Origin of the sequence: Janthinobacterium fluminis (genome assembly GCF_028595325.1) — a bacterium.
GTDB lineage: Bacteria > Pseudomonadota > Gammaproteobacteria > Burkholderiales > Burkholderiaceae_D > Janthinobacterium > Janthinobacterium fluminis.
The window spans coordinates 1-21037 of record NZ_JAQQXR010000013.1; the positions used below are offsets into that span (position 1 = coordinate 1).

16 protein-coding genes and 3 tRNA genes are annotated in these 21037 nt (G+C 68.3%); 6 read left to right on the forward strand and 13 right to left on the reverse strand.

All coding sequences use genetic code 11. The features are described 5' to 3' along the window. The 7 genes from OIK44_RS22715 to OIK44_RS22745 form a co-directional block, all read right to left on the reverse strand. Positions 1–459, reverse strand: a 459-nt coding sequence (locus OIK44_RS22715) for a GTP-binding protein (RefSeq protein ID WP_273674183.1), incomplete at its 3' end; no start/stop codon positions are given. A gap of 89 nt (positions 460–548) precedes the next feature. Next, a tRNA-Thr gene (locus OIK44_RS22720) sits at positions 549–623 on the reverse strand. Positions 624–664: 41 nt separating this feature from the next. Beyond that, positions 665–738, reverse strand: a tRNA-Gly gene (locus OIK44_RS22725). A gap of 44 nt (positions 739–782) precedes the next feature. Next, positions 783–867: transfer RNA gene (locus tag OIK44_RS22730), tRNA-Tyr, on the reverse strand. A 170-nt stretch (positions 868–1037) separates the two neighbouring features. Further along, positions 1038–2567 carry an HDOD domain-containing protein gene (locus tag OIK44_RS22735; RefSeq protein WP_273674184.1) on the reverse strand — a complete coding sequence of 510 codons (1530 nt, stop codon included), beginning with the start codon at positions 2565–2567 and terminating at the stop codon, positions 1038–1040. A 42-nt stretch (positions 2568–2609) separates the two neighbouring features. Next, on the reverse strand, positions 2610–4262 hold the full coding sequence (locus OIK44_RS22740; RefSeq protein WP_273674185.1) for a tetratricopeptide repeat-containing response regulator: 1653 nt from the start codon (positions 4260–4262) through the stop codon (positions 2610–2612). A gap of 104 nt (positions 4263–4366) precedes the next feature. Next, a complete protein-coding gene (locus OIK44_RS22745; RefSeq protein WP_273674187.1) occupies positions 4367–5953 on the reverse strand; it encodes a DUF3369 domain-containing protein in 1587 nt (528 codons plus the stop codon). Positions 5954–6185: 232 nt separating this feature from the next. On the opposite strand from OIK44_RS22745, the gene OIK44_RS22750 reads away from it, so the two are divergent. After that, on the forward strand, positions 6186–6686 hold the full coding sequence (locus OIK44_RS22750) for a chemotaxis protein CheW (RefSeq protein WP_273674188.1): 501 nt from the start codon (positions 6186–6188) through the stop codon (positions 6684–6686). A gap of 10 nt (positions 6687–6696) precedes the next feature. Here the strand turns inward: OIK44_RS22750 and OIK44_RS22755 are convergent, their stop codons facing one another. Both OIK44_RS22755 and OIK44_RS22760 read right to left on the reverse strand, forming a co-directional pair. Beyond that, positions 6697–7647 (reverse strand): J domain-containing protein, encoded by a 951-nt coding sequence (locus tag OIK44_RS22755; RefSeq protein WP_273674189.1) that lies wholly within the window; start codon positions 7645–7647, stop codon positions 6697–6699. 107 nt (positions 7648–7754) lie between these two features. Further along, the gene (locus tag OIK44_RS22760; RefSeq protein WP_273674190.1) at positions 7755–8906 is read right to left on the reverse strand and encodes a class I SAM-dependent methyltransferase; all 1152 of its coding nucleotides are present in this window, start codon (positions 8904–8906) and stop codon (positions 7755–7757) included. An 89-nt stretch (positions 8907–8995) separates the two neighbouring features. Between OIK44_RS22760 and OIK44_RS22765 the strand changes: the two genes are divergently transcribed. Genes OIK44_RS22765 through ttcA form a run of 3 tightly spaced genes read left to right on the forward strand, consistent with a single transcriptional unit; the run spans position 8996 to position 11149 of the window. Beyond that, the gene (locus tag OIK44_RS22765) at positions 8996–9784 is read left to right on the forward strand and encodes an SDR family oxidoreductase (protein ID WP_273674192.1); all 789 of its coding nucleotides are present in this window, start codon (positions 8996–8998) and stop codon (positions 9782–9784) included. 40 nt (positions 9785–9824) lie between these two features. Continuing rightward, entirely contained in the window at positions 9825–10223 is a 399-nt protein-coding gene (locus OIK44_RS22770) for a dihydroneopterin aldolase (protein ID WP_273674193.1), read from the forward strand. After that, positions 10220–11149 (forward strand): tRNA 2-thiocytidine(32) synthetase TtcA, encoded by a 930-nt coding sequence (ttcA, locus tag OIK44_RS22775; protein ID WP_273674194.1) that lies wholly within the window; start codon positions 10220–10222, stop codon positions 11147–11149. The genes OIK44_RS22770 and ttcA overlap by 4 nt, the downstream gene beginning before the upstream one ends. Before the next feature lie 51 nt (positions 11150–11200). Here ttcA and OIK44_RS22780 read toward each other — a convergent pair whose 3' ends face one another. The 3 genes from OIK44_RS22780 to OIK44_RS22790 all read right to left on the reverse strand — a co-directional run bounded on the left by OIK44_RS22780 (position 11201) and on the right by OIK44_RS22790 (position 16964). Next, a complete protein-coding gene (locus OIK44_RS22780) occupies positions 11201–12961 on the reverse strand; it encodes a M14 family metallopeptidase (protein WP_273674321.1) in 1761 nt (586 codons plus the stop codon). Positions 12962–13119: 158 nt separating this feature from the next. Further along, entirely contained in the window at positions 13120–14289 is a 1170-nt protein-coding gene (locus tag OIK44_RS22785; protein WP_273674196.1) for a hybrid sensor histidine kinase/response regulator, read from the reverse strand. 14 nt (positions 14290–14303) lie between these two features. Beyond that, positions 14304–16964 carry an ATP-binding protein gene (locus OIK44_RS22790; RefSeq protein WP_273674198.1) on the reverse strand — a complete coding sequence of 887 codons (2661 nt, stop codon included), beginning with the start codon at positions 16962–16964 and terminating at the stop codon, positions 14304–14306. 202 nt (positions 16965–17166) lie between these two features. Between OIK44_RS22790 and OIK44_RS22795 the strand changes: the two genes are divergently transcribed. Next, the gene (locus tag OIK44_RS22795) at positions 17167–17856 is read left to right on the forward strand and encodes a helix-turn-helix transcriptional regulator (protein ID WP_273674199.1); all 690 of its coding nucleotides are present in this window, start codon (positions 17167–17169) and stop codon (positions 17854–17856) included. A gap of 120 nt (positions 17857–17976) precedes the next feature. Next, on the forward strand, positions 17977–18354 hold the full coding sequence (locus OIK44_RS22800; RefSeq protein ID WP_273674201.1) for a VOC family protein: 378 nt from the start codon (positions 17977–17979) through the stop codon (positions 18352–18354). Between the two features lie 10 nt (positions 18355–18364). Here OIK44_RS22800 and OIK44_RS22805 read toward each other — a convergent pair whose 3' ends face one another. Continuing rightward, complete coding sequence (locus OIK44_RS22805) at positions 18365–21007, reverse strand: TonB-dependent receptor plug domain-containing protein (RefSeq protein WP_273674203.1); 2643 nt, start codon at positions 21005–21007, stop codon at positions 18365–18367. Positions 21008–21037: the final 30 nt, after the last annotated feature.

Consider the following 21037-nt stretch of genomic DNA (forward strand, 5'->3'; position numbering starts at 1 on the left):
TTCCATTTCAACCAGTTCCAGCAGTTCCGCGTCGTCGACCAGGTCGCACTTGTTCAGGAACACGATGATGTATGGAACGCCAACTTGGCGGGCCAGCAGGATGTGTTCGCGGGTCTGTGGCATTGGGCCGTCAGCTGCGGAGCACACCAGGATCGCGCCGTCCATCTGCGCTGCGCCGGTGATCATGTTTTTGATGTAATCGGCGTGGCCTGGGCAGTCAACGTGAGCGTAGTGACGCGCTGCGGTTTCGTACTCGACGTGGGCGGTGTTGATGGTAATGCCGCGCGCTTTTTCTTCCGGTGCCGCATCGATCTGGTCGTATGCTTTGGCTTCGCCGCCGAATTTCTTCGACAGGACGGTTGCGATTGCTGCGGTCAGCGTGGTTTTACCGTGGTCGACGTGGCCGATGGTGCCGACGTTGACGTGCGGCTTGGTCCGTTCGAATTTACCTTTTGCCATTTTGAACTCCTAATGATTTGATTAGATTGCTCAGACACACGCCCGACGGTCTGCTTGAATGTGCTGCCATTACCTATTACTGCGAATTCTGGTGCCCTTGACGTGGATCGAACACGTGGCCTCTCCCTTACCAAGGGAGTGCTCTACCACTGAGCTACAAGGGCTTTGTCATGCGCGCGATGCAAACCGAGCATCTGAAGGGCACTGGAGCGGGTGAAGGGAATCGAACCCTCGTCGTAAGCTTGGAAGGCTTCTGCTCTACCATTGAGCTACACCCGCAAGTATCGTTCACTTCTTACAACTCAGTCTGCCTTGCAAAAACTTGGTGGAGGGGGCTGGATTCGAACCAGCGTACACATAGTGAGCAGATTTACAGTCTGCCGCCTTTAACCACTCGGCCACCCCTCCGCGAGGAACCGCAGAGTATGAAGCATTCCAACACACCTGTCAACTGTATCCGCTGCTGCTGTTGCAGATAAAGAAGAAGATGGCTGCTTCGGGGCGTGATTGTAACCTCAGCTTTCAGGAATCTGCAAGGGCAAGATTGAAATTCTTATTTTTTTCTGTTTTCCCGGCCCTCACGCCCCCAGCGCCACCAGCACCTGGCCCTTCAGGGCGCGGATCAGCGAGGCCTCGTCGGGCGGCACGCCCTCCGGCGCCGGGTGGATGCGGTCGGCGTAGAACAGGCCCAGGCGCGCCGAGTTCACCACCAGCGGCAGCACGATGAAGCTGTGCGCGTCGGCCAGCAGCGTGCGGTGCCACAGCGGCAGCAGCTCGCGGATTTTCTGCGCGGTGGCGTCGGCGATCATCAGGTCGGCGTCGTTTTCCATGGCCAGGTGGAACAGGTCGTTGGCCGGGGCGATGGGGAACTGGAAGCCGGCCTGGCGCTCGATATGCTTTTCGCCGAAGGACAGGCGCCCCCGGTACAGGCCGCTGCGGGCATCCTTCAGGCAGACGGTGGCGAAGCGGAAGCCCATGCTGCGGTACAGCGTTTCCAGCACCGTCTGGATCAACTCGTTCATCTTGCTGTGGCCGGCCGCGCGCATCTGCGTCACCTCCTGCACGCCGGCCAGCAGCAGCTCGCGGGCGTTGGTCGGCTTGCCGCTCGGGTAGCAAGCGTCCTTGCCCTTGTCGCCGGCGTCCATGGTCGCCAGCATCAGCACGTTCGGCAGGCCGCCGCCGGCATCCTCGCCGGGCGTCTGCGGCCCCAGGTTCATGCTTTCCAGCAGACTCGTCATTTCCGCGCGCACGGCGGCGAACAGCTTGCCCAACTGTTCCAGCTCGACGCCGAGGGCGGCGCCGAAGCGGGCGTGCAGGGCCCGCCCCTCGGGGCTGTCGGCGGCGTCGCCGGGGCGCGCCAGCAGCTTGGCCGCGTCGATGCTGAAACTGGCCACCTGGCGCATCCATTCCTGGCGGTTGACGGCGACCTTCTGCAACCCCGGCGGCAGGGTGCTCAGCGAGCGCACGATGACGTCGGGGATTTTCCATTCGCGCAGCACGGCCGCCGACAACACGTCGAAGCTGCTGCCCAGTATCATTTGCGAGGCCTGCCCCTGGGTGTGCTTGCCGTCGGCCACCAGCGCGCAGATTTCGCGGAAGCGCTCGTGCTCCTGCGAGGCGATCAGCAGCGGGCCGATGTTCTTGAACAGGGCGCTGATCGACGCCTCCTCGGCGCCCTGGTAAAAACTCAGGCGCGCCAGCTCGCGGCCGATCAGGCTGGCGCACAGGGCCGCCTCCAGCTCGACGCGCACGCTGTAGGCGTGCTTGCTGTTGAGCAGGGTGTCGACCAGCAGCATGGCCAGCGCCGTCGTCTTCACATTGTTAAAGCCGAGCAGCGAGATGGCCCGCGAAATCGTCGTCACGGCCGTGCCGTTGGCCGTGCGGTAGGTCGGCGTGTTCGACAGGCGCAGGATTTTCTGCGTCAGCGCCACGTCCGACAGCACGTAATAGGCGAGGCTTTGCGTGCCCTCGTCGTCCGAGGAGGCCAGTTGCACGACGCGGGCCACCGAGGCGCCCAGCGCGAACAAGCCCTCGTCGCCGCAGAGTTTTTGCAGCAGCAGGCCGCGCACGGGCCGCTCGGCGCCGGCGGCCGCGCTTGTCGAGGCCATGACCATGACTGTGTCCCCCTCCCTGCCTGTGGTGGCGCCCGGCTAGACGGCGGCGCCGGCGCCCGCGTCGCGCCAGCGGCCCGCGCGGATATTATATTTTTGTAAAATTTTCTGGTGCAGGCCGGACAGCGCCGGCAGTTTCGCGTTGAGCGGGTCGAGCCGGCGCACGGCGCCGATATAGTCGAGCGCGTGCTGGCCGAGCCGCTCGTCCCAGCCATTATGCTCCAGGCACTTCAACACGGCCACGGCGGCGTTGAACACCACCTGCGGATTGTCGGGCAGTTTCACGGCCGCCTCGACCATCAGGTCGACGGCGGCGCGGAAGTCGCCCTGCTGCGCCTTGGCGGCGCCGGCGGCGACCAGGTCGGCCACCTCCTGGCGGCTCTCGTGGGCCAGCGCGACGGCCAGGTCGGCGCGGCCGGCGTTCTCGAACACGGCCATGGCCCGCGCCATCTCGGCGCTGCTGCCGGCGTTGCGCATGACGGCGCGCATGACGTCGGCCGCGCCCTCCTCCCTGCCGTTGTCGAGGCAGTTGCGGGCCAGCTCGATCTTCAAGCCGCTGGACACGCCGACGCTGTGGCGGCAGGCGAACAGGGCGACGTCGAGGGCCTCGCCGAGGCGCTGCTCGTTGCCCGTGTACTCGTGCAGCATGGCCGAGGCGACGGCGCTGCACAACTGGCTGTTCTTCTGCCCCGCCATCGACTTGTCGAGGTCGCGGATGACGGCGGCCGCCTGCACCGGGTCGCCCTTGCGCACCAGGCTGCGCACCAGGCGGGCGTGGTCCTCGGGGTCGCGGAACTCGGAATAGCGGGCCTTGCTGACGACCAGTTTCAGGGCCTTTTCGGCGGCGTCGACGTCGCCCGCGTCGAGCGCCACCTGGCCCAGCCGGCGCCAGCGCCGCAGCGCGTGCGGCGACAGCGCCACCGCCTCGCCCAGCGCCGCCTGGGCGGCCGCCGGCTGGCCCAGCGCCTCGTAGGTGCGGGCCAGCCAGTCGTAGGCGTCGAGGAATTTCTTGTTGTTTTCCAGCAAAGCCTCCAGCATGACGCGGGCCTCTTCGTACTGGCCGCGCAGGAACAGGGTCTTGGCCTGGCCCAGGCGCGCCCAGCCGATCGCCTTGGCCGCGTACAGGGCCGCGTAGATCGGCTCGGCCTCGGCCGGCTCGCCCAGCAGCACGTGCAGCTCGGCGCGCAGGCGCTGGAAATCCGTGGCGTAGCGGGGCTCCCCGGCGGCGCCGTCGAGGCAGGCGGCGATGGCGCCGCGCTCGTCGCCCAGTTCCAGGCACTGGTGGACGGGCAGGAAGGCGTTGCGCTTGTCGAGGGCCCGGTATATGCGCTCAAGCAAGTTGTCGGCAGTGAACGGTTTCAGGATGTAGTCGGTCGGCGCCAGCTCGACGGCGCTGACGACCTTGCCGAAACTGCCCTCGCCGGTGACCATGAAAAACATGGTCGTCGCCTGCACCAGCTTGTGGTGGCGCAAGTCTTCCAGCAATTGCTGGCCGTCCTGGCCCCCTTCGAGGTCGTATTCGCACAGGATCAGGTCGAAACTCTTCACGCCCATCTGGCGGATCGCCTGGCTGGAGTTGGCCGCGTCGTCGATCTTCGCCAGGCCGCACAGGTTCAGCATATTGTGCAGGCTGGCGCGCATGCCGGGATGGGGCTCGACGATGAGCGCGGTCAGACCCTTGAGTTCGTTCATGTCCTCCGCTCCGAAAAACCGCCCGGCGCCCGCGCGCCGCGCCCCCAGACTTCAGTGTAGCCGAGCCGGACGCGCCGCGCTGTGGCGGCGCAGCCACGCCGCCGCTAGCCCTGCTGCGGCTGCCACAGCGCCGGCTCGGTGTCGATCAGGTGGATCAGCGCGGCCACCACCTGCGGGTCGAACTGGCTGCCGCTGCGCTCCTCGATGTAGCGGCGCACCTGCGGATACGGCCACGGCTCCTTGTACGGGCGCTCGTGCAGCAGCGCGTCGAAGACGTCGACGACGGCGACGATGCGCGCCGCCATCGGGATGGCGCGGCCGCGCAGGCCCTGCGGATAGCCGCCGCCGTCGAAGTGTTCGTGGTGGTTGCCGGCGATCTGCGCGCCGTAGGTCAGGTAGCTGACGCCGTCGACCATGCCGGCGGCGCGCTCCAGGATGGTCTGGCCCACGCGCGCGTGCAATTGCATCTGCGCGCGCTCCTCGTCCGTGTGCAGGCCGGGCTTGAGCAGGATGCGGTCGGGCGTGGCGACCTTGCCGACGTCGTGCAGGATGCTGGCCAGGCCGATCATGTCGACCAGTTGCGGCGTCACCTCGTCCTCGTAGACGTTGCGCTCGCTCAGCACGCCGGCGATCGCGCTCGACAGCGCCTGCACGCGGCGCACGTGGCCGCCCGTGTCGCTGTCGCGGAACTCGGCCAGGTCGGCCAGCGCCACGACGGTGGCCTCCTGCGCCTTGCGCAACTGGCCGAACATGTACAGATTGTCGAAGGCGGCGGCGATGCGCTGGCAATACACTTCCAGCAGGTCGCGCTGGATCTGCGCCAGCGGCCACGGCGGCGTGACGGAGATGGCCAGCTCGCGGTCGCCCTCGGTGTGGATGAACAGCACATTGGCCGGGTGCTCGAACTGGCTGCACTTCTCCGTGAAGGCCTTGTGGATGGTCGGCGCCAGCGGGTGCTCGGGCGGCATCGCCCCGACGTCGGCCAGCGCCGCGTAGCCGCCGGTGGCGGCGACGACGGTGGGCACGCCGGTGCCGCCCTGCATCAGGCACAGCACGCCGTCGGCGCCGACGTCGAGGATGGCGCTGACCTGGTTCAGCACGCCGGAGGCGAATTCGCGCAGCGAGTGGATCTGGTACAGATTCGTCGCGCCGGCGAGGATCTTGCCCAGGCCGATGCGGCTGCGCTCCAGCATCATCAGGCTTTCATAGGCGCGCAGGGCCGAGATCACCGTCGTAAACAGCTTCTGCGTCGTCAGCTCCGTCTTCGCCTTGTAGTCGTTGATGTCGTATTCGATGATGACGCGCTGCTCGGGCGCCTGGCCCGGCTGGCCGGTGCGCAGCACGACGCGGACGATCGAGTTGTTCAGGTCGGCGCGGATGCGCTTGGCCAGGATCAGGCCGGCGTCGTCCGTCTCCATGACGACGTCGAGCAGCACCAGGGCGATGTCGGGGGTGTCGCGCAGGATCTCGAAAGCCTCCCTGCCGCTGTAGGCCGAGAACAGCTCCAGCTCGCGCCCCTTGAAGCTGACGTTGCGCAGCGCCAGCCGGGTCACCGCGTGGACGTCGACGTCGTCGTCGACGATGAGCACGCGCCACAGGCGCTGGTCGGGCGCGGCCAGACCGGCCGGCGGCGGCGCCTCCTCGTCCTCATCAAGCAGCCAGTTCTCGTCTGCGGCGTTGGATTCGGTCATAACTGCTCCTTAGAGGTGAACAAGGCGCCTGCAATGACGCTCTCCTGCCTGCCTAGCATAATCAGATTTTGTCAGCCTTACAACCCCATTCTGCCGGATCGGCGCGCGCCCCGGCGCACGCTATATTTTTCCGCAAAACGGCCGCCGCAGGCTCGCCATCGGCCCGATACTCTGCTACCCTTTAGCCGCACGGGCGGGCGCCTCCGGCCGGCCCAGACAAGGACAGCACACCATGCAAGAACAGCTCGCCGCCGCGCCGCCGGCCACGTCCGGCCAGGAGCGCGCCGGCCACGAATACCTGGCCTTCACGCTCGGCGCCGAGGAGTACGGCATCGACATCCTGAAGGTGCAGGAAATCCGCGGCTACGAGGCGGTCACGCGCATCGCCAACGCGCCCGCCTTCATCAAGGGCGTCATCAACCTGCGCGGCATCATCATCCCCGTCGTCGACATGCGCATCAAGTTCAATCTCGGCACGCCCGTCTACGACCAGTTCACCGTCGTCATCATCCTCAACATCGGCGGGCGCATCGCCGGCATGGTCGTCGACAGCGTCTCCGACGTCACCACGCTGACGCCGGAGCAGGTCAAGCCGGCGCCGCAGATGGGCACCGCCTTCAGCACGGAATTCCTGATCGGCCTGGGCACGGTCGAGGCGCGCATGCTGATCCTGGTCGACATCGACAAGCTGATGTCGAGCGAGGAAATGGCCCTGAGCGAGCCGCACGCCTGAGTCCGGCGCGCTACTTCGCCGCCTGCGCGCAAGCCGCGTCGCCGGCCTCGATGCGCTGGTAGCGCACCTCGTACTTGCCCAGGGTCAGCTGGTCGACGGTGAATTTCTCGTGGGCCTGGATGAACAGATAGCGCACGTTCGAGCGGCGCTCCAGGTCGAACAGGCGGATGAACACGGGCGCGGCGCTGTTGGCGTTGTCGAGCGTCAGTTGCAGCTCGCCGCCCTTGTTGCCGATCGGGAAACCCTCGACATAGCCGGAGCGGGCCGGCCACGGCTCGCCGTTCGGCGCCGCCTGCGCCAGGGCCTGGCCGTCCGCGTCGCAGGAGGCTTGCGCCGCGGACGCCGGCAACAGCAGTTGCGACACGGCCATCACCTTGATTTCCGGCTTGGCCGGCGCCTCCGCCGCATACGGCTTGCCGGCGGCCCAGTCCTCGGCCGCCGCCTCGGCGCGCGGGGCGGCCCGCTGCCCGGCGTGGGCGGGCGTGCCGGCCCCGCCCTGGCCGCCGCCCCAGGCCGACTCCAGCGCCGACAGGGACGGTTCGCCGCGGCCCAGCGTCAGCGCCGCGGCCAGCCAGCCCAGGGCCAGGCATAGCGCCAGGCTGAGCCACCACTTCCAGTCGCGCCAGGCGCGGTAGGGCGGCGCCGCGACGCTTTCCTCGGCCTCGTCGGCCTGGCCGTGGCGCTGCTTGCCGCGGCCCTCCTCCTGGTGGGTGCTTTCCAGCCACTCGATTTCCCACTCCTCGGCGGCGATCCACTCGTCATGCTCCTTGCGCCGCTGCGGGTCGGCCAGCGTGCCATAGGCGCTGTTGAGGATGGCCATGATGCGGGCGGCCTTTTCGTCGCCGGGATTCTTGTCGGGATGGTATTTCTGGCTGAGCGCTTTATAGGCGGCACGTATGACTTCCTGCGGCGCCAGGCGCGCCACCTTCAGGTTGTCATAATGTGTGTGTATCTTTCCCATCGTTTCAATTGTGTCCACAAGCGCGCGACGACGGGTGGTCGCGCTGAATCAGTCATCATAGCCGATCTGGCAAGCAAAAAACCGCGGCGCCGGCCGCGCCCGCCGCGCTACAGGCGGTGGCTGCGGTCGGCCGCCAGCAGGGCCGCCGGCAGCGCCACGCCGCGGCCGACCACGAGCACCTTGAACAGCTCGCCCATCTCGGCCGGCGACAGCAGTTTTTGCAGCGCGTTGGCCTGCGGCAGGTAGGCCGGCGCGTCGGACGGGTCGGTGCGCAGCAGCAGCTCGCCGATGCCGGCGCCGAGCAGGAAGCCGGCCTGGTTCATATAGCCGAGCACGTCCAGGCCGGCGTCCTGGGCCGCCAGCGCCATCGCCGTGAAATCCACGTGGGCCGTGATGTCCTGCAGGCCCGGCAGATAGAAGGGGTCGGCGTGGGCGTGGTGGCGGTAGTGGCACATCAGCGTGCCGGCGGCGCGCTGGCCCAGATAGTATTCGTGGCCCGGGAAGCCGTAGTCGAGCAGGATGGCCGCGCCCGCCGTGCCGGCGCCCAGCATGCGCGCCAGGGTGCGCATGAAGCCGCAGGCGACGCCGTGCACCTCGCTGACATAGCCGACCGGCAAAGCGTCGGCGTCGCCGATCTGGGCGGCGATCTGCGCCAGCGCGGCGGCGCCGGCGGCGCGCTCGACGAAGACGAAGCGGCCGGCCTCGACGCCGACGTGCAGCTCGCACCAGCCGGCCGGGGTCTTGCTGACCAGGCTCACCGGCATGGCGTCGAGCACCTCGTTGCCGAGCACCACGCCGTCGAAGGCGTCGGGGAAGCCGTCCAGCCACACCACCTGCGGGAAGGCGGCCAGCGCCAGCTCCTGGCGGGCGCGCAGCTCGCCCGACAATTCGACGATGGCGTACTGCTCGACGTGGACGCCGGCGCGCGCCAGCTCGGTCAGCACGTCGTGCGCCAGCTTGCCGGTGCCGGCGCCGAATTCGAGGAGGCGCGGCGCGCTTTGCGCCATAATAGCGGCTGCGACGTGGGCCAGCGCGGCGCCGAACAGCGGCGTCAGCTCCGGCGCGGTTGTAAAATCGCCATCCTTGCCCAGCTTCGCGGCGCCGCCGCTGTAATAGCCGAGGTCGGGCGCGTACAGCGCCAGCTCCATGAAGCGGTCGAAGGGAATGGCGCCGGCGTGCCGCTCGATATCGGCGGCGATGCGGCGCTGCAGGGCGTGGGACGCGGCCAGCGCGTCGCTAGAAGGTGCGGGAAGAGACATTCCGGCATTGTAGCGAATCGCCGGCGCGGCTCCACACTTTATGCCAAGATTTGCATCAACCTCCAAGCTAGATGGATAAACACACCGCTATGACGCAGCACACCACCACGCAACACGGCGCCGCCGCCAACGTCGCCCTCGTCACGGGCGCGGCGCGGCGCATCGGCCGCGCCATCGCGCTGGCGCTGGCGCGCGACGGCTGGGACGTCGCCGTCCACTACCGCGGCTCGGCCGCCGAGGCCGAGGCCACGGCGGCCGAGATCCGCGCGCTGGGCCGGCGCGCCGCGGCGCTGCGCTGCGACCTGGCCGACGCGGAGCAGACGCGGCAACTGCTGGCGCGCGCCGCCGCCGAGCTGGGGCCGGTCGGCTGCGTCGTCAACAACGCCTCCCTGTTCGAATACGACGGCGCCGGCGACTTTTCGGCCGCGCTGCTGGAGGCCCACATGCGCACCAACGTCGCCGCGCCGCTGCTGCTGGCGCAGGCGCTGCACGCGGCCACGCCGGCCGGCGCCCAGGCCGTCGTCGTCAACCTGCTCGACCAAAAACTGTACAATCTCAATCCTGATTTTTTGTCGTACACCCTGTCGAAGGCCGCGCTGCACACGGCCACGACGCTGCTGGCGCAGGCGCTGGCGCCGACCGTGCGCGTGGTCGGCATCGCCCCCGGCCTCACCCTGGTGTCGGGCGAGCAGAGCGAGGCCGGCTTCAGCAAGGCGCACCAGGCGACGCCGCTGGGCCGCTCCAGCACGCCCGACGACGTCGCCGCCAGCGTCTGCTACGTGGCGCGCGCGCGCGCCCTGACCGGCACCACGCTGCTGGTCGACGGCGGCCAGCACCTGACGCCCTTGCCGCGCGACGTCATGTTCATCGCCCAGTAAGCCACAACCCGATACGCATTCCCCACAAAAGGTAAAAACTATGTTGTCCGCCCTGTCCCACCCCCGCCTGACCGACTGCCGCCGCCTGTTCCTGCGCAACTACGAAGTGCTGATCAACATCGGCGTGCACGATTTCGAGAAAAAGGGCGAGCAACGCGTCCTTATCAACGTCGACCTGTACATCCCGCTGGCGCTGTCGACGCCGAAGGACGACCAGCTCGACGAAGTGGTCGACTACGACTTCATGCGCGAAACCATCGCCAAGCGCATGGCGCGCGGCCATGTGCACCTGCAGGAGAGCCTGGTCGACGACGTCGTCGCGGCCATGCTGGCGCACCCGCGCGTGCGCGCCGCGCGCGTGTCGACGATGAAACCGGACGTCTACCCCGACTGCGAAGGCGTCGGCGTGGAAGTCTTCCAGATCAAGGACGACGTATGAGCGCCGCGACACTGACGGCGGCGCCGGCCGCGCCCACCGCGAAACAGGCCGACAAGATCGCGCTGGAAAACAACAAGCTGCACAAGCGCCTGTGCCGCCTGGTCGGCCAGGCCATCGGCGACTTCAACATGATCGAAGAGGGCGACAAGGTGATGGTCTGCCTGTCCGGCGGCAAGGACAGCTACGCCCTGCTCGACATCCTGATGACGCTGCGCGAGCGCGCGCCCATCCACTTCGACATCGTCGCCGTCAACCTCGACCAGAAGCAGCCGAACTTCCCGGCCGACATCCTGCCGACCTACCTGAGCAATCTGGGCGTGGCCTTCCACATCGAAAACCAGGACACCTACAGCATCGTCAAGCGCCTGATCCCCGAGGGCAAGACCACCTGCTCGCTGTGCTCGCGCCTGCGCCGCGGCATCCTGTACCGCGTCGCCGACGAGCTGGGCGCGACCAAGATCGCGCTGGGCCACCACCGCGACGACATCCTGGAAACCTTCTTCCTGAACATGTTCTTCGGCGGCAAGCTGAAAAGCATGCCGGCCAAGCTGCAGTCGGACGACGGCCGCCACATCGTGATACGGCCGATGGCCTATGTGAAGGAAGCGGACAGCGAGCGCTACGCCGAGGTCAAGGGCTTCCCCATCATCCCCTGCGACCTGTGCGGCTCGCAGGAGAACCTGCAGCGCAAGCAGATCAAGAACCTGATGCGCGAGTGGGACAAGAAATTCCCCGGCCGGGTCGACAGCATCTTCTCGGCGCTGTCGAACGTGGCGCCGTCGCACCTGCTCGACCGCGAACTGTTCAGCTTCACCGACATCAAGGCGGACGGCGTCGCCAACCCGCTCGGCGACATCGCCTTCGACGAGGAGCCGTGCGCGATGCCCGCCACCTTCCCCGGCACGATTCCGCTGCAAGCCGTGTAGGCGGGCGCGGCCGCCGCGTTCATCGGGGCGGCCGCCCGCGGCGGCGCCGCCTCAATACACGGCGGCGCTGCGCATCACCGGGTAGAGCATGAAGCGCTCGTCCCAGGAGGCGTGGCGGCGCGCGAAAAACTCCAGGCGCGCGCGGGCGCTGGCGGCGAAGGCCGCGTCGCCCTCCAGCTTGCGCTTGAACTCGGCCGCCAGGGCCGGATCGGCCGCCAGCTGCTCGCGCGCGACGTCCTCGGCGACATACTCCTCCATATACTCCTTGCGCTCGAAGGCCGTGTTGAACCAGCCCCAGGCCAGCAGCGAATCGGGCGCCTGCGGCTCCAGCAGCGCCATCACCAGGCGCGCCTTCGGCTGGGCGATCGGCACGAACAGCGCGCCGGCGCCGACGCTGCGCGCCTCGGCCCGCCACGCGCCCGTCAAGGCCAGCGTCTGGCGGCCCTCGAAGGACTGCGCGCCGAACTTGAGCTGCTCGGCGCGGAAAGTCTCGACCTCGACCTTGCCGGGCGCGTCCTTCAACTGCGCGAACGCGACGCCGTGCTGGCGCAGCTTGGCGCCGACCCGGGCCGCGTGGGCGGCCGGCACCAGATAACCGCCGGCCGGCGCCGCCACGGACAGGTCGGCCAGGATCTCGTCGCGCAGCGGCACCGTCCACAACTGCGGCGTCGCCTCGTCGTAGCGCGTCATCAGCGCGCCCGACACCTCGGACGGCGTGCGCGTATAGGCGTAGCCGCGGAAATCGACCATGCGGCGCTTGTCGCTGGTCTTGTAGCTGAGCGGCACGGCGGCGCCGGCCAGCGCCGCGGCGCGCCCGTCCGCCTCGCGCGCCGTCTTCAGCCAGGCGGCGCCGTGCGCGGCGACGCGCTCCAGCAGCGACACGATGGTGTTGCGCGTGACCCGCACGCGGGTCGGATAATCCTTCCACGAATGGGTTTCGACCAGCATCGCGAAGCGGTTGCGCAGCAAAAAATAGCCGGTCGAGAAACGCGGATTCGACACGGCGTCGACGAAGCCCGACTGCGGATTGTCCGTCTCGGCGAAAGAAATATAAAACGGCTTCGGATCGGAACCCTGCCTGGCCAGATCGGCCATCACGCCGTCGCGCAGCGCCGCGCCGGCCTGCCGCAGCGCGGCGTCGCCGGCGTGCACCGGCTCGACCTGGATCGACACATCCGGCTCGAACTTGGCGCCGTCCGTCACATGCAGATCGACATAGGCGAGCGGGTCCCAGGCATTCACCAGCGCCAGCATCGCCTGCATCTCGGGCGCGTCGGCCTTGGCGTAATCGCGGTTCAGATTGAAATTTTGCCCCGTCGTGCGCCAGCCCATCTCGACCGGGCCGCGCTGGTTCGGCCGGTTCCACTGGCCGAAGCGCTCATGGCCGTCGACATTAAAGACGGGCACGAACAACAACACCTGGCGCTCCAGCGCGCCGGGCGCGGCGCGGCCGTCGAGCACCTCGCGCAAGGCCAGAAAACCGGCGTCCTTGCCATCGATTTCGCCGGCGTGGATGCCGCCCTGCACCAACAACACCGGCAAGCCGCGCCGCTTCGCCTCGGCGGCGCTGAGCGCGCCGCTGCGCGAGACGGCCAGCGCCAGCATCGGCCGCCCCTCCGGCGTGCGGCCGAACTCGACGCAGCGCACGGCCCGCGGATAAGCCTTCTGGAACGCCGCGCACAGCCGCTGCACCTCCTCATAACGGCCGGTGCGCTGGAAGCCGGAGCGCTCCGACAGCGTGCTCAGCGGATCGGACGCGGCGGCAAGCAGCGGACTGGCGAACAGGGCAAGCAGCAAGGCGGAACGAATCATCAAACGGACTCCGGGAAAGAAAGGGACAAACGGGCGGGAAATTATAGACGGACCCGGCGTTTTTGTTGCAAACACCCCTGGGGTCAGGTCTAGACATGGCGGTTTCTGGCGAAAAACCGCCATGTCTAGACCTGACCCCAGGGGGTGAAGCAAGTTTTTCAGGCGGCGGGGAGGTCGATCCAGAATTCGCTGCCCTGGCCCGGCTCGCTGGCCGCGCCGATGGCGCCGTCCATCAGTTCGACCAGGCGCCGCGTGACGACGAGGCCGATGCCGGTGCCTTCTTCGCCGCCATGTTCTTGCCCCAGCCGGTTGAAGGGCTGGAAGAGTTCGCCCAGTTGCTCCGGGCGCAGGCCCATGCCGGTGTCGCAGACGCGGATGCGCACGCGCCCGCCGCCGGCGCCGCAGTGGACGGCGATGGCGCCGCCCTCGCGGTTGTATTTGGCGGCGTTCGAGAGCAGGTTCAGCATGATTTGCTTGAGCCGCGTCGGGTCGGCCAGCGCGCGCAGTTGCGCCGCCGCCGGCAGCGCCAGGCGCAGCTGCCGCGCCGCGCACAGCGGCTGGATCAGCGTCGCGCATTCCTGTATCAGTTCGGCCAGCGGCACGGCCTGCAGCTCCAGTTCCATCGTGCCCGATTCGACTTTCGCCAGGTCGAGGATTTCGTTGATGAGGGCCAGCAGGTGCTTCGACGATTTCAGGATGTGGGCGGCAAATTCGCGTTTCTGCGCCGCCGTCGAGGGCAGCGTCGTCGAGCTGAGGATGTGCGAGAAGCCGAGGATGGCATTGAGCGGCGTGCGCAGTTCGTGGCTCATGCTGGAGATGAACGCGGATTTGGCGCGGCTGGCCAGTTCCGCCTTGGCCCGCGCCAGGTCCAGTTCGCGGTTCGCCTGCGCCAGCTCGGCGGCGCGCTCGCGCAGGCTTTGTTCGACTTGCGCCTTGTCGATGCGCAGTTGGCGCATCGCCAGCGCCCGCTTGAGCACGGGCAGGATGACGCTGAGCTTGAACGGTTTGAGGATGTAGTCGAGCGCGCCCTGTTGCATGGCCTCGACGGCGCTGCCGATGGTGCCGTCGCCCGTCATGATCAGGCAGGCCAGGTCCGGGTCGCTGCGCAGCGCCGCCTGCAGCAGCGTGATGCCGTCCATGCCGGGCATCATCAGGTCGGCCAGCAGCAGCGCGTAGCCGCCGCCGCCGAGCTCCGCCAGCGCCGCCTCGCCGGCCGTGAAGCCGACGGTCTGGTAGCCGTAGTCGCGCAGCGTGTCGCACAGGGCCTGCATGTGGGACGCCTCGTCGTCGACGACGAGCACGCGCACCGCCGAGCCGTCCGCCGCCATCGCCCGCTCCCCGCCTAGCCGGCCGCCGCCGCGCGCGGCTGGAAGCCGGCCAGCGCGGCGCGCAGTTCGCGCAGCTTGGGCGGCTTGCTCAGCACGTAGTCGACGTGGGCCGGGATGTCGTCGTCCTCCAGCAGTTGCACGCCCCAGCCCGTCAGCAGGATCACCGGCGCGGCCGGCGCGCAGCGCTTGACGGCGGCCGCCACCTGGCGCCCGTCCACGTAGGGCATGCCGAGGTCGGTGATGACGGCGGCGAACGGCGTCGCGCCCGCCTGCGCCAGCTCGAAGGCGGCGATGCCGTCGGCGCCGCCGTGCACCGAGGTGACGGCGTGGCCGTCCGTCTCCAGGATGTTGCGCAGCGAGCGCAGCAGGACCGGGTCGTCGTCGATCACCAGCAGCCGCAGCCGCGGCGGCAGCGCGTAGGCCAGCGCCGGCGCCACGGCGGCCGCCTCGGCCTGGCGCGCCGGCACGAACAGCAGCCGCAGCACGCTGCCGGCGCCCTGCCAGCTGTCGATCTCGATGTCGGCGTTGTGGCGCTGCGCGACGCCGTAGACCATCGCCAGGCCGAGGCCGGTGCCGCGCTCGCCCTTGGTGGTGAAGAACGGCTCCAGGCAGCGCCGCCGCGTGTCCTCGTCCATGCCGATGCCGGTGTCGGCCACTTCGATGCAGACGCGGGCGCCGGCGCGCCCGCCCTCGCCGGCGGCGATGCTGCGCGTGCGCAGCGTCAGCACGCCGCCCTCGGGCATGGCGTCGACGGCGTTGAAGACGAGGTTGATCAAGGCTTCGCGGATTTCGCTGTCGACGCCCATCACGGCCGGCAGCTCGGGCGCCAGCGCCGTCACCAGTTCGATGACGACGCCGCTTTGCTGCGGCATGTCGAGCCAGCGCGCCCGCGTCAGCCCCAGCACCTGTTCGACCAGCATGTTCAGCTGCACCGGCGCCAGGCGCATCTGCGGCTCTTGCTGGCGGTAGAACTCGCGCATCCGCGCCACCGTCTGGGCGACGTCCTCGATGGCCCGCTGTATCGTCTCCAGGTAGGTGCGGGCGCGGGCGCTGAGCGCCGTCTCCGTTTCCAGCAGCGATTCCGTGTACAGCGCCACCGGCGAGATGGCGTTGTTGATGTCGTGGGCGATGCCGCTGGCCATCTGGCCGAGCGCGCGCAGGCGCTCCTGCTGCAGCACGATCTGCTGGGTGCGGCGCAACTCGTCGTAGGACTGGCGCAGCGCCGCGTGCAGGCGCGCCTGGTGCGCGGCCAGGGCCACGTGCTCGCTGAGCTGGCGCAGGAATTCGCAGTCGCCGCTGCGGAAGCTGGCGCTGGCCCGGCGCGCCGTCACCAGCACGCCGAAGACGGTGCTCTCGACCAGCAGCGGCGCCATCACCAGCGCGCGCAGGCCGCCGCCGGCCAGGCGCTGCGGAAACGGCGAGGCGACTGCGCCGATGTCCGGCTCGTAGACGAGTTCGCCCTTGACGCAGCGCGCCAGGCCGTTCTCGTCGACGTCGATGACGGCGTCCTCGGCCATCGCCAGTTGCAGCGCCAGCCCGGCGCTGCCGACGCCGACGCAGCTGACGCTGAGCTGCCCGGCCTGGACGTCGTACAGGCAGATGCAGCAAAAGTCGATCTGCAGATTGTCTTCCAGCGTGCGCACGACCACTTGCAGGATGCTTTTCAGGTCGAGCCGCTCGCCGATGGCCCGGGTGATGCGGTTCAGCAGGTCGAGGCGGCTGAGCTGGGTTTCGAGCTTGCGCTCGGCCTGCAGGCGCACGTCGATCTGCGCCTGCAGCGAGGCGTTGGCCTGCTCCAGCTGGGCCGTGCGCTCGGACACGCGCTGCTCCAGGATCAGGTTCAGCTGCGCCAGTTCGCGCTCGGCGCGGCTGCGTTCGAGCATGTCGGTGGCGGCGTGGCGCATCAGCGAGAACAGCAGCGTCAGGTAGGCGGCGACGATGATCAGGTGGGCCGCCAGCGCCGGCGTGTCGGCCGTCGTGCGCGAGTACAGCATGGCCGTGTGGGCGCCGACGAGCACGACGGCCATCAGCCCAAGCGAACTCAGCAGTCTGTCGGCGCCGCGCCGGCGCCAGCAGCCCCAGCCCACCAGCGCCCACAGCAGCGGCACGAACAGCAGCGTCGGGCGGGTCACGCCGGACCACACCGGCACGGTATATTTCGGCAGCCAGATCGACGGCGGCATCAGCGCCGCCCCCAGCAGCAGCAGGACCAGGCCCAGCCGCGGGGCCCTCAGCCAGGCGGGCGGCAGCCACAGCGCGCACAGTATGCCGATCGGCAAGATGTAGGCGGCCGGCGGCCACGTCGCCGGCCGCAGCCACGGCTGCGACAGGGCGATCGCTTCGAGCGCGCCGAACCATTCGACCTCGACGATGGCGTGGACGAACTGGAAGCCCGAGGAGATGGCGAAGCTGATCGCCAGCGGCTGCAGCAGCGGGCGGCCGGCGCCGGCGCCCATGTCCCACAACAGCAGGGCCAGCACGCCCGAGGCGAGGAAGACGCCGGTGTTGAGGATGGTGTGCAGGAAGGGGTAGACGCGGTAGCCGATCAGGAACAGCAGCAAGGCCGTCAAGCCGAAGCTGAGCAGCACGACGGCGCTGCTGCGCGGCAAATTCAGGCGGCCCCCCGCTTCCACGGCCGCCATCGGCACACTGACTGCATCTGAGCGCTGCGACATGTCCACCTCTTTAGGGGAAACACAGACTGCGGGGCGGCGGAAGCCGGCACCGATGCGATAATGGGGAAAAAACAAGAGTTCCGATTATATTCTCTTTTTTTGGGGAAACCGCTATGCACACCTCCGCTTTGCGCCAACGCAAGACGCGGCCTGACAACAACGCCGCCGCGCGCCGCGCGCCGCGCCCTATCGGGAGAGCGCCGTGTCGCGTGCCGAACGTCTGTTGCAATTGATGCAGGCGCTGCGCCGCCACCGCGAGCCGGTGAGCGGCGCGGCGCTGGCCGCCGAACTGCGCATCAGCGTGCGCACGCTGTACCGCGACATCGCCTCGCTGCAGGCGCAGGGCGCGCGCATCGACGCGCAAGCGGGCGTCGGCTATGTGCTGCGGCCCGGCTTCCTGCTGCCGCCGCTGATGTTCACCGATGAAGAAATCGAGGCCCTGGCGCTCGGCTCGCGCTGGGTCGCCAGCCGCGCCGACCGGCGCCTGGGCGAGGCGGCGCGCAACCTGATGGCGAAAATCGCCGCCGTGCTGCCGGCCGAGCTGCGCCACGAGCTGGACACGGCCGCGCTCATGGTCGGCCCGGCCGGCCCGGCGCCGGCCGGCGACCGCGAGCTGGCGCAGATCCGCGCCGCCATCCGCGCCGAGCAAAAGCTCGACATCGTCTACCGCGACCTGCAGGGGCGCGACTCGCGCCGCACCGTGTGGCCCTTCGCCATCGGCTTCTTCGACAAGGTGCGCGTGCTGGCCGCCTGGTGCGAGCTGCGCGGCGGCTTCCGCCACTTCCGCACCGACCGCATCGTCGGCCTGGACGCGACGCCGCAGCGCTATCCGCGCCGGCGCCAGGCCCTGCTCAAGGAATGGCGCCACAACGAGGGCGTGGCCCGGCAATAGCAAAAAGGCCACTGACAGAAACTGACAGTGGCCCTCCCTATGATGGGCAGCAACGGGTCGGCGCCGCCGCAGAGGGCGGGCCGGACCGGAACCAGCACCCACCCCAACCGGAGCATTGCCATGTCGTCTAGCCCCCATCCCAACTTCTTCCTCCTCTACGTCGACCGGCCGCCGGCCAGCGCCGACTTCTACGCCGGCCTGCTGGGCCGTCCGGCCGTGGAAGTGTCCGCCACCTTCGCCCTGTTCGCGCTGGAGTCCGGCGTGATGCTGGGCCTGTGGTCCAAGCACACCGTCGAGCCGGCCGCCACGGCCGGCGGCGGCGGCGCCGAAGTGGCCTTTTCCCTGGCCGACAGGGACGCCGTCGACGCCCGGTACGCCGACTGGCGCGCCAAAGGTTTGCCGATGCTGCAGGCGCCCGTCGCGCTGGACTTCGGCTACACCTTCGTCGCGCTGGACCCGGACGGCCACCGCCTGCGCGTGTTCGCCGCCGGCGCCTGAGGCCGGGGGTTCAACTGCCGAAGTGGTAGTTGAACTCCAGCGAGCCGAGGCGGCCAAGCGGGCTGTAGCGGCCGATCGGGTAGTACGGCCAGCCGCCGCTGCTGTCGTACTTGACCTTGTTGAAGACATTGTTGACGATCAGGGACACCGTGGCGTTCTTGTTCACCCGGTACACCGTGCTGAGATTCGCGATGCCCGTCGGCGGCAGCTCCGCCGTCCTGCCCGAGTTCGGCGTCTTGCTGTAGCGCGTGACGAACAGGGTGTTGGTCCAGTCGCCAATATTCCAGCTCAGGCTGGTGTTGAACTTGCTCGGCCAGTCGACGTTGCTCAGCGTGTTCAAGTCGTCGCTGATGGCGTCGCCCTCGAACTGCTTGGAGCGCTTGGTCAGCGTGCGCGAGTAGTCGGCCTTCCACACAAAGCTGCCGTAGTCCGTCGTCTTCCACTGGTACTTGAGGCTCAGGTCGAAACCGCTGCTGCTCTCGTGGGCGGCGTTGATCGGATTGGTCGTGATCTCCCTGATCTCGCCCGGCTTGTTCAGCGCCGTCAAAGGATAGCGCTCGACGCGGCGCAGCGTGTCGACGCAGGACGGCGAGTTGATGTCGGCCTTGCCCAGGCGGCAGTCCGACTCGTCGCGCAGCAATTTGTCGGAACTGAGGTTGGTGACGAGGTTGTCGATCTTGATGTTCCAGTAGTCGAGCGAGACGTCGAAGCTGGTGCTGGGCGACCAGACCACGCCGACGCCATACGACTTGCCCTTCTCCGACTTCAAGTCCTTGCTGCCGTACTGGACATAGTTGGCGCCCGGCGACATGCCGGCGTAGTCGCAGTCCTCCAGCGCCTTGCCCGCCTGCGCGCAGCGGTAATGGTCGGTGGTCGACGAGTAGTAGCCGGTGCCGCGCGACTTGTAGATATAGTTCATGTCCGGCGCGCGGAAGCTGGTCGCGTAACTGCCGCGCAGCAACACCTGCTTGATCGGGCGAATCTCCAGGCCGCTGGCGTAGGTGAACTTGCCGTCGCTGCGGCCGGCGAAGCTGTAGCGGTCGTAACGGCCGGCCAGCGTGCCCGTCACTTCCTTGAGCAGCGGCAGGTTGATCTCGGCGCCCAGGGCGTAGCGGTTGCGGGTGCCGGCCGTGACGTCGGATTTGCTGGTGGTGTTGAAATAACCCTCGTTGATGCGCGGGTCGGGGCTGTTGCTGAAGCCCTGGCGGCCCAGCTCGGCCACCGTCGCCACCTTCGCCACGCCGGCCGGCAGCGTGAACGCGTCGCCGCTGGTGATGATGCTGATGCCATGGGTCCAGGACTTGTCCTTGCTGACGGAGCTGCCCGTGATGCTGTCGAATTCGGCCGCGCTCAGGCGCCGCGTCAGGCGGCTCAGGTCCGGCGCGTAGATGGCGATGCCGGCGCTGTCGACGCCCTTCTGCGGCCCGAGGAAGAAGCTGTCGATGTTCGCCAGCGCGCGCGGCGCGTAGTTCTTGCTCTGGTAGACAGAGGCGCTGTAGCCGGCCTCGTAGGTCCAGCCGGTGTGCGGGATGGTCCCCTTGATGCCGAAGGCCAGCGAGCTGGCCAGGTCGTCCCAGCTGCGGTTGTAGCGGCCGGCGCCGCCGATTTCCTCGGGCGCGATATACTTGGTCCAGGCCTCGTAAGCCTTGGTCTTCTCGTTCAGGAAATAGCTGCCGTTGGTCGACGACGAGGTCCACGACGGCCCGCGCGTGCTGTTCTCCGTCGAGTTCTTGCCGATCAGGAAATCGCCGTACAGCGAGGTTTCCGGCGTCAGCTCATAATTGACGCTGGTGGAAAAATTCTGGCTCTTGTTCTGCGTCTGCGTCGTCCAGTAGGTCGCGCCCGCCTTCGGGCTGGCGCAGTAACTGCCCTTCTTGGCCGTGTACTTGATGACGCTGCCGCCGAACAGGTCGCCCAGCTTGTCGCAGGCGTCGCCCAGGTCGAGCAGGGCGCCGCCCTTGACGACCTTGCGCGTCAGCACCGCCGTCGGCGTGCCCGAGCGCTCGGCCATGAAGTCGCGCTGCTGGGTCCACAGCATGTCGCGCTCGCTCAACTCGACGCTGAAGATGGCATTGAGCTTGTCGCCGTTCACGCCGCCGGAGAATTGCGCGCGCCGGCTGCCGCCGCCGCCGCGCGAGGTGTCGCTCAGCTTGACGTTGGCGTCATAGCCCTGCGCCTGTTTTTTCAGGATCACGTTGACGACGCCGGAAATCGCGTCCGAGCCGTACACGGCCGAGGCGCCGCCGCTGAGGATTTCGATGCGCTCGACCATGCTCGACGGAATGTTCGACAGGTTCGTGAAATTCACCGAGCCGCCGTAGGCGACGGGGAAGTCGGCCATGCGCCGGCCGTTCAGCAGGATCAAGGTGTGGTTCGGCCCCAGGCCGCGCAGGCTGATGGTGTTGGCCGAGGGCGTGAAGGTGTTGCCGAAATCCTCGCCCTGGACAAAGCCGCTGTTCTGCACCTGGTTGTTGAGCGCGTCGAAAACGTTTTTATAGCCCTGCCGGGTGATCTCCTCGCCGGTGATGACGGTGACCGGCGACGGCCCCTCCAGGGCGGCGCGGACTATGCGCGAGCCGGTGACGACGACGGACTGCGTTTCGGGGGTTTGCGCGGCGGCCTGCCAGCAGGAGCTGCCGAGAATGGCGAGCACGCCAACGGCCAGAGGTTGAAGTGTAAGGGG